Origin of the sequence: Knoellia pratensis, from assembly GCF_042666395.1 — a bacterium.
GTDB lineage: Bacteria > Actinomycetota > Actinomycetes > Actinomycetales > Dermatophilaceae > Knoellia > Knoellia pratensis.
Genome location: NZ_JBHTDJ010000003.1, coordinates 361870 through 372758 on the forward strand (window position 1 = coordinate 361870; position 10889 = coordinate 372758).

Here is a 10889-nt window from a genome sequence, read left to right on the forward strand (position 1 = left end):
GAATGACCCGGTGACCACCACCCCCGCTCGCACCGATGTCCTCGTCGTCGGAGCAGGTCCGGCCGGTTCCGCTGCGGCGGCCTGGGCGGCGCGCTCCGGACGCGACGTGGTGCTGGCCGACGCTGCCGTCTTCCCGCGCGACAAGACCTGCGGTGATGGGCTGACGCCGCGAGCGATCGCCGAGCTGACGCGGCTCGGCCTCGACGACTGGCTGCGTGGGCACACCGTGAACCAGGGTCTGCGCGCCCACGGCTTCGGTCAGGTGCTCGAGCTGCCCTGGCCCGGCGGCTCGCTGCCCGACTGGGGTTCGGCCGTGGCCCGCACCGAGCTCGATGACCATCTCCGCACGGCGGCGCTGAAGTCCGGTGCTGTTGGCGTCGAGGGCGCCAAGGCTGTCGACGCGCGTGTTGAGGGTGGGCGAGTGCGTGGGGTGACGTTCCAGCGCGATGGCGAGACGTTCGAGATCGAGTGCGAGCGGCTCATCGTCGCCGACGGCGTGCGGTCCGGCCTCGGCAAGGCGCTCGGGCGCGTGTGGCACAAGGACACCGTCTATGCGGTGGCGGGGCGTTGCTACGTCGACTCGACGCAGGCCGACGACCCGTGGATCAGCAGCCACCTCGAACTGCGCGGCGAGGAGGGCGAGATCCTGTCGGGCTACGGTTGGATCTTCCCGCTCGGCGGCGGGCAGGTGAACGTCGGCGCCGGGACGTTGGCAACGACCAAGCGGCCGGCCGAGGTGGCGGTCAAGCCACTCATGGCTCGTTATGTCGAGGAGTGTCGCGACGGGTTCGGGCTGCAGGGCGAGGCGCGGCTGGCGACCAGTGCACTGCTTCCCATGGGAGGCGCCGTCAGCGGAGTCGCCGGGCCGAACTGGGCGCTGATCGGTGACGCCGCCGCGTGTATCAACCCGCTCAACGGTGAGGGCATCGACTACAGCCTCGAGACCGGGCGCTTCGTCGTCGACCTGCTCGACACAGACCTGTCGGTGACGTGGCCGGCGCTGCTCAAGGAGCACTACGGCGAGGCGTTCTCGATAGCCCGCCGGCTCGCAGGTGTCGTCACCGTGCCGCGTATTTTGCCTGCGCTGGGTCCTGCTGGCATGCGTTCGGACTGGCTCATGACACTCGCGCTGCGGTGGATGGGCAACCTCGTGACCGACGAGGACCGCGACGGGGCCGCGCGCGTGTGGCGCTGGGCCGGCCGCCAGTCCGTCCGCCTCGAGCACCGCCCGCCCTTCACCTGAGCCGATGACCACAGAACCGGCTGTGGGGCCGCTCATGATTCGCGCCCCGGGCTACCTCGCACTTTGTGCTGGCGTGCTGCTGACCTTGCTCCTGGTTTCGGTCGGTGCGTTTCTCGACCCTGCGCTCGATGGCACCAGGGACCCCGACTGGATGTTCTGGATCTGGGCCTCTGCCCTCACCGCACTGTTGGTGCGCGCACCCTTCGTCGGCTTGCTCATCGCTGACGACCGCGTGGTGCGCCGAGGCTGGCTGCGCACGTGGACCTACCGTGCAGCCGATGTGAAGTCCGTCCGTTCGAGGCCGTACTCGGGCTACCTCAACCGCTATGTTTCGGAGTCGCGAATCTTCAGGATGCTCAAGGTAAAGCTGGCGGATGGTCGCGTTGTGGAGATTCCTGAAGTGACCGGGCGAATCCGAACGACAAAGCATCGAGTGGCAGTTGCACAGACTCGACTCGACCGGGGACTGTGAACCTGTCGCCGCAGATCACGCCCGGTAGGCGTCGCGCCGGTGCTCGATGCGTAGAACAACGACCTCGCGCGGGTCCTCGTTGATCCGGGAGAGGATTCGGTAGGTGCCACGCCTGACCGAGTGGATTCCGGCCAAGTGACCCCTCAGCGGTTTGCCCACTCGCTGTGGATTCTGCACGAGTGCACCCGTCACGAACTCGACCACCGCACCAGCCGCCGACTCGGGCAGGCCGGATCGCACAGCCCTGACCGCGGGTGGAGTGAGAACCAGCTCGTATGGGCCCTCGTCAGTCACGATCGCAACGAGCGGACGGCGTCGATGCCGCGCACGACATCACCTGAGGCGTACGCCTTGTCAGCTTCCCTGATGTCGGCCAGTGCTTCGGGGTCGCTGAGCACCAAGAGAGTCTCCTCGAGCTCCGCCAGGTCGTCCGGGGCTCATGATGACCGCGGCCGCACGCCCGTTCCGAGTGACCGTGACCCGCTCGTGTTCGCGCTCGACGCGGGCGATGACGTCGCTGAAGTGGTTGCGGACGTCCCTCAGCGGTTCGGTGCTCATGGACACAATTGTGGCGCTTTGCTCGTGTTTCCGAAGATTCGGCCAGCCGGCAAGGCCCACCGCTGCCATGGCTGCGACGATGACGGACGTGGAGAGTCGACCGGTGGAGTGGCGGGGGGTTGCACAACTCGGGCCGTGCGAGATGAAGGTGTACGCGATGAGCGTTGCTGGCTCAGAATGCCCCGAAGCGCTGGATCGTGCTGCGCGAGCGCTCACCGTGGAGTTCGCGACGTCGACTCCGGGCAGCGGAGTCGGGTATCTCCTCCTTCACCGTGCCCGCCCGGCACATTTTGCGCTCGCCCACGTGTGGGATGGCGTTGACCTCATCCAGTCCTACTGGACCTCGACGCTGGATCGTCCCGCAGAGTTGCGGCCTCATCGTGCTGGCGCGGTGGGATGCGTCTGGGAACTTGAGGTGCTCGCGTTCGAGAGCGCGCAGTGGGCCGCGTCGTGTGAGGCCTCTGACCGAAGTGATCGCTATCTGGGCACGCACCTCTAGGTGCGTGCACCAGGCGCGGCAATGGGGTCTGGCTCGATGCCAGCCGCGCTCAACTCGGTCGCTCAGATGACTGTTTGCCGCGCCCCATGCCCGCCGAGGTCAGGGTTCTCGTTGGGTCCTGCGTAGCGGGAGGCCACGCAGGGCGAGGTCTTGGCGCAGGTGCTCGGGATCGGTGAAGTGGATCGCGTCGAGTCCAGCCTCGTGCGCCGCTGCGACGTTGACCAGCGAGTCGTCGATGAAGATGCAGTCGTCCAGGCCGCCGAGGTGACTCACCCGTTCTTCGAGGATCTCGAAGATCTCTGGATCCGGCTTGGCCACCCCCTCCTCGCCCGAGACGATGATGTCCTCGAACAGGTCGAGGAAGTCGAAGCGGTCAAGGGCCACGGGGAAGGTCTCGGCCGCCCAGTTGGTCAGGGCGAGGACCGGGATGTCGGCCGCGTGGAGCTCGCGCAGGATCTCGACGGTCCCCGCGATCTCCTCGACGAGGGAGGCCCCGAAGTGCGTCCGGTAGCCGCGGATCTCCTCCTCCAGGTGCGGATGCGCAGCGATGGCCTCGCGCTCCGCGTCCTCCCAGGAGCGCCCGGCGTCGTTCGCAGCGTTCCAGTCGGCGAAGTCGAAGGCCTCATCCCTGAGGAAGGCGGTGGCCCGCTCGGTGCCGACAGCCGCAGCCACCGCCGGAGCCGGGTCCCACCGGATGAGGACGTTGCCAAGGTCGAAGACGACGGCGTCGACCGGAAGCGGCGCCCACTGGTCACTCGGGTCAGTCGGGGCGGCCTGCTCGCCTGAGGTGGTCATCGGGCTCCGTTCGCGAGGGCGTCCTGAACGCTGGACTCGGGTTGGCCGAGGACCGGGTCGCGGCCGGTGACGACGTCGCCGACAGCCTTGATGTTGGCAAGCTTCTCGCGGGTCCAGCCGATCCACCACTGGCGCGGGTAGCGGCTGCGCATCGACGTGTCGCCCACCCCGTTAGTGGTCATCCCGGCCGCCCGACACAGTGCGACCGCGCGTCCCACGTGGTAGCTCTGCGAGATCACGGTGACCTTGTCGACGCCGAAGATCCGGTGTGCGCGCTGGCAGGAGTCGTAGGTGTCGCGGCCGGCAAAGTCGAGAACGATGGCCTCCGTCGGCACACCGGCTCCAACGAGGTAGTCACGCATGGCCGTGGGTTCGTCGTACGCGTGGGTTCGGTTGTCTCCGGACACGAGCAGGACGCGCACCTGGCCGCTGTCGTACAGGTCCTTGGCCGCATCCAGGCGCGCCGCCAGATAGGGACGGGGGCGGCCGCCCTGCAGGCCGGCACCGAGGACAAGCGCGACGGGAGTCTCTGGCGCATCCGCCACGTCGGTGGCGTCGTGCACCCGACCGGCCGACGCGATGAGGATCCAGCCCCAAGGCAGCAGCACGGCGAGCAGGCCGAGAATGACAGGAACCGCAAGGATCCGAGTGACCCGTCGCCCCCACAGCTTCTTCACGCGCTCAGTCTGCATTCACACGATCGCCAAACGCGTCCTATTGGACGATTGTGGTGGGTCGCGAGAGTGGCGTGTCGCGTCCCCAAGCCGGGAATTGGGTGAGTTAGGGACGAGGGGTGGGGGCGGTCAGGGCGTCGCGCATGGGGATGAGCTTGGCGTCGGACTCGGCCACTTCGGACTCCGGGACGGAGCCCGCGACGATGCCGCACCCGGCATACAGTGACATGCGGTGGTCGTCGTCGTGGTGAATCGCCCCTGATCGCAACGCGATACCCCACTCGCCGTCGCCACTCGCGTCCATCCAACCCACGGGCCCGGCATAGCGCCCGCGGTCCATGTGCTCCAGTTCGGTGATCAACGCGTCGGCCACGAGGGTCGGCGTACCGCACACCGCGGCGCTCGGGTGCAGCGACGCGGCGAGGGCCAAGGATGACGTCGCGTCCGTCAGCACCCCAGCCACGTCGGTCGCGAGGTGCATGACATTGGACAGGTGCAGGACGAACGGAGCCTCGGGCACGTTCATCGAGGAGCAGTGCGGCGCAAGGGCTTCGGCGACCGACCGCACGGCGTACTCGTGCTCCTCGAGGTCCTTCGACGATCGAGCCAGAGACGCAGCCAACGCCAGGTCGTGGTCGTCGTCGCCCGTGCGGCGGATCGTCCCCGCCAGGACCCGCGACGTCACGAGCCCCTTCTCGCGGCGCACCAACATCTCCGGGGTCGCACCGACCAGCCCATCCACGGCGAAGACCCACGTCGACTCATAGCTCTCGGCCAGCCGTGCCAGCAGCCAGCGCACGTCGATCGGCGCAGCCGTCCGCACGTCCAGGTCCCTCGCCAACACGACCTTGTCCAAGGCGCCCGCTTGGATGCGTGAGACCGCCTCGGCCACGGCGCCAGCCCACTCGGTCGGCGACAACGAACCGTCGGCAAAGGACACATCACCCGGTGACAGGGCGTCCGACGAGACCACTGGAGTCACGCTGGCCGGCAACGCATCCGTCGACGTCGTCGTCACCCACCACCGGTCGCCGCGGCGCCCGACGACGACCGAGGGCACGACGAGAGTGGCACCGGAAGGCGAGTCGGCGGCATACGAGATCGCGCCGAAGGCGACGGGTCCGGTGCCGGGCAGATCCACCTCGTCACGCACCACGGCCGACCCCGACACGTCACGCCACCACGACTCCAGAACCGCAAAGCGGTCGGTGCCGTGAGCCGTCACGGAGACCGCACGGCCCCAACCGACGAGGCCGTCGCCACGACGAACCCATGAGGTGGTGTCGCGCGAGCTCGTCGCCGGCAGCAGTGCCAGCAGCGCCGTACCGTCCGCGGGTGACAGCGGGACGGTGCGGGTGACGAGGGGCGCGAGGGGCGCAATGTCCGACTCGGACGTGGGCAGGGACGTCATCACCAGCGAGCGTAACCCCGAGGGGCGGCGGTCCTCGCATGGGCGCGGTGAGATGATGGCGACATGAGCCGCGCCTCCCTCGACAAGGATCCCCGCGACGTCGCCGCGATGTTCGACGACGTCGCCGAGAGGTACGACGTGACCAACGACGTGCTCTCCCTCGGCCAGGACCGGCTGTGGCGACGCGCCGTCCTCCAGGCCGTGGCCGCCAAGCCGGGCGAGCGTGTCCTCGACATCGCCGCCGGTACGGGCACCTCGAGCGAACCGTTCGCCGACAAGGGCGTCCACGTCGTTCCCGCCGACTTCTCGCTCGGCATGCTCCGTGTCGGCAAGAAGCGTCGCGACGACCTCGGTTTCACCGCTGCGGACGCGATGCAGCTGCCCTTTGCCGACGAGTCGTTCGACGCGGTGACCATGTCGTTCGGTCTGCGCAACGTCGCCGACACCGACGCGGCGCTGCGCGAGTTCGCCCGCGTCACCAAGCCGGGCGGGCGCCTCGTGATCTGCGAGTTCAGCCAGCCGGTCAACGGTGCGTTCCGCAAGGTCTACAGCGAGTACCTCATGGGGGCGCTTCCGCGCGTGGCCCGCAAGGTCAGCTCGAACCCCGAGTCCTACGTCTACCTGGCCGAGTCCATCCAGGCCTGGCCCGACCAGAAGGCGCTCGCGACCCGAGTGGAGCAGGCCGGTTGGAGTGACGTGGCGTGGCGCAACCTGAGCGCCGGGATCGTCGCCCTGCACCGAGCGGCGAAGCCTGCCTGAACCTGCACCTCGCCCACTTAGGTTCGCCTTAGTGAACGGCCGAAGATCGGCCTCATAGAGTGGGTCGGTGTTCGTGAAGACTTTCACAAGCAAGGTGTGTCGTTGATCCTCGCCAAAGATGCCACTGGCCTCGCCAGTGCCGTCCGCGACGTCGATCGCGGGGACGCTCCGGGCTGTCCCACCACGCCGAACAATCCTGCAGTTGAGACCTGCGTCACGCCCTCTACGATGGGGCGCGTGACTCGAGCCGCCGCACACCCTGGCACCGAAAGGGGAGTTGACCAGCGATGAGCAACCCCTACGTCCCGATCCTCTTCCTCCTGGCGCTCGGCTTCGTCTTTGCCGCCGGCTCTGTGGGCACCAGCCTCGTCGTCGGACCCAAGCGCTACAACCGCGCCAAGTCCGAGCCGTACGAGTGCGGGATCCAGCCGTCTCCGCGCGCCGACGGCGGTGGTCGCGTGCCGATCAAGTACTTCCTCACGGCGATGCTCTTCATCATCTTCGACATCGAGTCGGTCTTCCTCTACCCGTTCGCCGTCGCCTTCGACTCCCTCGGCCTGTTCGCGCTCGTCGAGATGGTCCTGTTCATCCTCACCGTGTTCGTCGCCTACGCCTATGTGTGGAAGCGCGGCGGACTGGAGTGGGACTGATGCCTTCACTGCCGGGTATGCCGTGTGCTGACTTTGATCTGACTGGAAGGGTTCGCTGATGGGACTCGAGGAGAAGCTGCCCGCAGGCTTCGTCCTGACGACGTTGGAGAACGTCGCCGGATACATGCGCAAGGCCTCGATCTGGCCGGCGACGTTCGGCCTCGCCTGCTGCGCCATCGAGATGATGGCCGTCGGTACGCCCGACTACGACATCGCCCGCTTCGGCATGGAGCGCTTCTCGGCGACGCCGCGCCAGGCCGATCTGATGATCGTCGCCGGACGCGTGTCCAACAAGATGGCGCCGGTCGTCCGTCAGGTCTACGACCAGATGCCCAACCCCAAGTGGGTCATCTCGATGGGTGTGTGTGCCAGCTCCGGCGGCATGTTCAACAACTACGCGATCGTCCAGGGCGTCGACCACATCATCCCGGTCGACATCTATCTGCCCGGCTGTCCGCCTCGGCCCGAGATGCTGCTCAACGCGATCATCGAGCTGCACGACCAGATCCAGAACTCCAAGCTCGGCGTCAACCGGATCGCCGCTGCCCGTGCCGCCGAGGAGGCCGCCCTGCGCGCCACCCCGACGCACCTCATGCAGCCGACCCACGACCACGGCGCCCTCACGGCGACGCCCGGGAGGAACCTCCTCGCATGAGCGACAAGCCCAAAGAAGACACTGCCAAGTCCGCCGAAAAGGCGCCCGAGGGGCCCAAGGCGACGCCACCGGAGCCGATCCTCGACTCCGGCGACCTGCACGCGACCGACATTGACCTCACCGAGGCCCTGGCGGCTGGCGACACCGACCCCATCCAGATCGGCGAGCGCCGCGGGATGTTCGGCCCGACCAACGGTGGCGACACCACTGGCTACGGCGGCCTGCGCACCCCGATCCTCTTCCCCGGCGCGTCCGAGAAGCCCTACGGCGGCTACTTCGACGAGCTGACGGGCACTCTCGAGACCGCACTCGGGAACTCCGGCGACACGGCATACGCAAAAGCTGTTGAGCGGGTCGTTGTCGACCGTGGCGAGCTCACCCTGCACATCGCGCGCGAAGCCCTCCCGGCTGTCGCCAAGGCGATGCGCGATGACCCGGCCCTGCGTTTCGAGATCTGCACCGGCGTCTCGGGTGTGCACTTCCCGAACGAGACCGGTCGCGAGCTGCACGCGGTCTACCACCTGCTCTCGATCACCCACAACCGCCGGGTCCGCCTCGAGGTGACGGCGCCCGACGACGACGCGCGCATCCCCTCGGTCGTCGAGACCTACCCGGCGGCCGACTGGCACGAGCGCGAGACCTGGGACATGTTCGGCATCGTCTTCGAGGGCCACCCCGCCCTCACCCGCATCCTCATGCCGGACGACTGGCCGGGGCACCCCCAGCGCAAGGACTATCCGCTGGGTGGCATCCCCGTGGAATACAAGGGTGGGGTCGTACCCCCGCCCGACGAGCGGAGGTCGTACAACTGATGGCCACTGAAAACAGCGCAGCCGACACCATCTACGAAGACGTTCCGGCGCAGGAGCAGGGCTCCGGCGAGCGCGACCCCTACGCCACGACCGACGCCGACCGCGAGGACGGCGCCCGCGTGTTCAACGCGACCGGCGGCGACTGGGGCGACCTGGTCGACGAGGCGACTGCACTCCACGAGGAGCGCATCGTCGTCAACATGGGTCCGCAGCACCCGTCGACCCACGGCGTGCTCCGACTCATCCTCGAGCTCGACGGCGAGACGGTCACCGAGGCCCGTGCGGGAATCGGCTACCTGCACACCGGTATCGAGAAGAACATGGAGTACCGCAACTGGGTGCAGGGGGTGACCTTCTGCACGCGCATGGACTACCTCACGCCGATGTTCCAGGAGACCACCTACTGCCTGGGCATCGAGCGACTCCTCGGCATCGAGGACCAGATCCCCGAGCGCGCGAGCATCATCCGCGTCCTCATGATGGAGCTCACCCGCATCAACTCCCACCTCGTGTGCCTCGGCACCGGTGGCATGGAGCTCGGTGCGACCACCGTCATGACGGTCGGCTTCCGTGAGCGCGAACGCATCCTGCGGATCTTCGAGGCCGTCACCGGCCTGCGCATGAACAACGCCTACATCCGCCCCGGTGGCGTCGCACAGGACCTGCCGCACGGCTGTCTCGACCAGATCAACGGCACGGTCGGCGAGCTCCGCAAGGGCCTGCACGAGCTCGAGCTGCTGCTCAACGAGAACCCGATCCTCAAGGGCCGCACCAAGAACGTCGGCTACCTCGACCTCGCGGGCTGCATGGCCCTCGGGATCACCGGACCGATCCTGCGCTCGACCGGCCTCCCGCACGACCTGCGCAAGAGCCAGCCCTACTGCGGCTACGAGACCTACGACTTCGAGGTCGTCACCCGCACCGGCGCGGACGCCTACGACCGCATCCGGATCCGTCTCGACGAGATGTACGAGTCGCTCAAGATCGTCGAGCAGTGCGTCGAGCGCCTCAAGAAGGTCACCGGCCCCGTCATGGTCGCGGACAAGAAGATCGCGTGGCCGGCCCAGCTCTCCGTCGGCAGCGACGGCCAGGGCAACAGCCTCGACCACATCCGCGAGATCATGGGCACCTCGATGGAGTCCCTGATCCACCACTTCAAGCTCGTCACCGAGGGCTTCCGGGTGCCGGCCGGTCAGGCCTATGTGCCGATCGAGTCGCCCAAGGGCGAGCTCGGCTGCCACATCGTGTCCGACGGCGGCACGCGTCCCTACCGGGCGCACTTCCGGGACCCGAGCTTCAACAACCTTCAGGCCGTGGCCGCGTTGTCCGAAGGCGGCCAGGTCGCTGACGTCATCGTGGCCGTTGCCTCTATCGACCCCGTCATGGGAGGCGTGGACCGCTGATGGAGCACTACGGACTGCAGACGGCCTCGGGTCACCTCACGGTGTCAGCCGAGTCCAAGGAGGCGTATGCCGCCGACGTCCTCGAGGGTCTGCACGCGGACGCCGAGCAGGTCATCGCGAAGTACCCCCAGAAGCGCTCGGCGTTGCTGCCGCTGCTGCACCTCGTGCAGTCGGTCGACGGCTACGTCACCGGCCGCGGCATCGACTTCTGTGCCGAGGTGCTCGAGCTGAGCCGCGCCGAGGTTTCGGGCGTCGCGACGTTCTACACCCAGTACAAGCGCCACCCCAACGGGGAGTTCACCGTCGGCGTCTGCACCAACACGCTCTGCGCGATCATGGGCGGCGACGAGATCTGGGACTCGGTCTCCGAGCACCTGGGCATCGGCCACGACGAGACGACCGACGACGGCAAGGTCACCCTCGAGCGCATCGAGTGCAACGCGGCGTGCGACTACGCACCCGTGGTCATGGCCAACTGGGAGTTCTTCGACAACCAGACGCCCGAGTCGACCAACCAGCTCGTCGACGACCTGCGCGCCGGCACGCCGGTGAGGCCGACCCGTGGTCCCAACTCGCTGTGCTCCTTCAAGCAGATGTCCCGCGTCCTCGCTGGCTTCAGCGACGGCCTCGCCGACGAGGGTGTCGGCGCCGGACCGGCTTCGCTGATTGGCCTCGAGGTCGCGCACGAGAACGGTTGGGAAGCCGCCAAGGGCGCCGACACTGCCGATTCCACGAATGACGCCGACGACTCCACCCGGGCCAGCGCCGAGGGCGAGAAGGTCGACGGCAAGGCCGCAGGACGGCACAGCTCGGTCAACGCGGCGACCAACGAGCCCGACGAGAAGCCGGGCGGCAAGCAGGCCAAGGACTCGCCGGCGCCAGATGCCGAGGAAGCCACCCTCTTTGACGATGGGTCCTCGACCGCCGAGGCCGAGCCCAAGGGTGATGCACCCCTGAC

General features: G+C 67.9%; 13 protein-coding genes and 1 pseudogene. 9 read left to right on the forward strand and 5 right to left on the reverse strand.

Annotated elements, in window-relative coordinates:
- The first annotated feature begins 10 nt into the window (after positions 1-10).
- A complete protein-coding gene (locus ACFQRE_RS11570) occupies positions 11-1243 on the forward strand; it encodes a geranylgeranyl reductase family protein (RefSeq protein WP_380122392.1) in 1233 nt (410 codons plus the stop codon).
- Positions 1244-1247: 4 nt separating this feature from the next.
- On the forward strand, positions 1248-1715 hold the full coding sequence (locus tag ACFQRE_RS11575) for a hypothetical protein (RefSeq protein ID WP_380122394.1): 468 nt from the start codon (positions 1248-1250) through the stop codon (positions 1713-1715).
- A 15-nt stretch (positions 1716-1730) separates the two neighbouring features.
- Here the strand turns inward: ACFQRE_RS11575 and ACFQRE_RS11580 are convergent, their stop codons facing one another.
- Together ACFQRE_RS11580 and ACFQRE_RS11585 are read right to left on the reverse strand one after the other, a co-directional pair.
- Complete coding sequence (locus tag ACFQRE_RS11580; protein ID WP_380122396.1) at positions 1731-2009, reverse strand: type II toxin-antitoxin system RelE family toxin; 279 nt, start codon at positions 2007-2009, stop codon at positions 1731-1733.
- A 60-nt stretch (positions 2010-2069) separates the two neighbouring features.
- Positions 2070-2342 (reverse strand): type II toxin-antitoxin system Phd/YefM family antitoxin, encoded by a 273-nt coding sequence (locus ACFQRE_RS11585; RefSeq protein WP_380122398.1) that lies wholly within the window; start codon positions 2340-2342, stop codon positions 2070-2072.
- Between the two features lie 88 nt (positions 2343-2430).
- On the opposite strand from ACFQRE_RS11585, the gene ACFQRE_RS11590 reads away from it, so the two are divergent.
- Positions 2431-2772: a hypothetical protein gene (locus ACFQRE_RS11590; RefSeq protein WP_380122401.1), complete on the forward strand. Its 342-nt coding sequence runs from the start codon at positions 2431-2433 to the stop codon at positions 2770-2772.
- A 99-nt stretch (positions 2773-2871) separates the two neighbouring features.
- Here the strand turns inward: ACFQRE_RS11590 and ACFQRE_RS11595 are convergent, their stop codons facing one another.
- The 3 genes from ACFQRE_RS11595 to ACFQRE_RS11605 all read right to left on the reverse strand — a co-directional run bounded on the left by ACFQRE_RS11595 (position 2872) and on the right by ACFQRE_RS11605 (position 5652).
- A complete protein-coding gene (locus tag ACFQRE_RS11595; protein WP_380122403.1) occupies positions 2872-3567 on the reverse strand; it encodes an HAD family hydrolase in 696 nt (231 codons plus the stop codon).
- Positions 3564-4244: a SanA/YdcF family protein gene (locus ACFQRE_RS11600; protein WP_380122405.1), complete on the reverse strand. Its 681-nt coding sequence runs from the start codon at positions 4242-4244 to the stop codon at positions 3564-3566. The genes ACFQRE_RS11595 and ACFQRE_RS11600 overlap by 4 nt, the downstream gene beginning before the upstream one ends.
- Positions 4245-4347: 103 nt before the next feature.
- Positions 4348-5652 (reverse strand): isochorismate synthase, encoded by a 1305-nt coding sequence (locus ACFQRE_RS11605; protein ID WP_380122407.1) that lies wholly within the window; start codon positions 5650-5652, stop codon positions 4348-4350.
- A gap of 63 nt (positions 5653-5715) precedes the next feature.
- On the opposite strand from ACFQRE_RS11605, the gene ACFQRE_RS11610 reads away from it, so the two are divergent.
- From ACFQRE_RS11610 to nuoE, 6 genes and pseudogenes are all read left to right on the forward strand, one after another.
- Positions 5716-6411 (forward strand): demethylmenaquinone methyltransferase, encoded by a 696-nt coding sequence (locus ACFQRE_RS11610; protein ID WP_380122409.1) that lies wholly within the window; start codon positions 5716-5718, stop codon positions 6409-6411.
- Between the two features lie 287 nt (positions 6412-6698).
- On the forward strand, positions 6699-7061 hold the full coding sequence (locus ACFQRE_RS11615) for an NADH-quinone oxidoreductase subunit A (protein WP_009776109.1): 363 nt from the start codon (positions 6699-6701) through the stop codon (positions 7059-7061).
- Between the two features lie 58 nt (positions 7062-7119).
- Positions 7120-7716 (forward strand): NuoB/complex I 20 kDa subunit family protein, encoded by a 597-nt coding sequence (locus ACFQRE_RS11620; protein WP_380122412.1) that lies wholly within the window; start codon positions 7120-7122, stop codon positions 7714-7716.
- Complete coding sequence (locus ACFQRE_RS11625) at positions 7713-8528, forward strand: NADH-quinone oxidoreductase subunit C (RefSeq protein ID WP_380122415.1); 816 nt, start codon at positions 7713-7715, stop codon at positions 8526-8528. Before ACFQRE_RS11620 ends, ACFQRE_RS11625 begins: the two co-directional genes overlap by 4 nt.
- The gene (locus tag ACFQRE_RS11630) at positions 8528-9931 is read left to right on the forward strand and encodes an NADH-quinone oxidoreductase subunit D (protein ID WP_380122417.1); all 1404 of its coding nucleotides are present in this window, start codon (positions 8528-8530) and stop codon (positions 9929-9931) included. Before ACFQRE_RS11625 ends, ACFQRE_RS11630 begins: the two co-directional genes overlap by 1 nt.
- Positions 9931-10797 (forward strand): annotated as a pseudogene (gene nuoE, locus ACFQRE_RS11635) (NADH-quinone oxidoreductase subunit NuoE); the annotation flags it as partial. The gene ACFQRE_RS11630 and the pseudogene nuoE, both read left to right, overlap by 1 nt.
- Positions 10798-10889 lie beyond the last annotated feature (92 nt).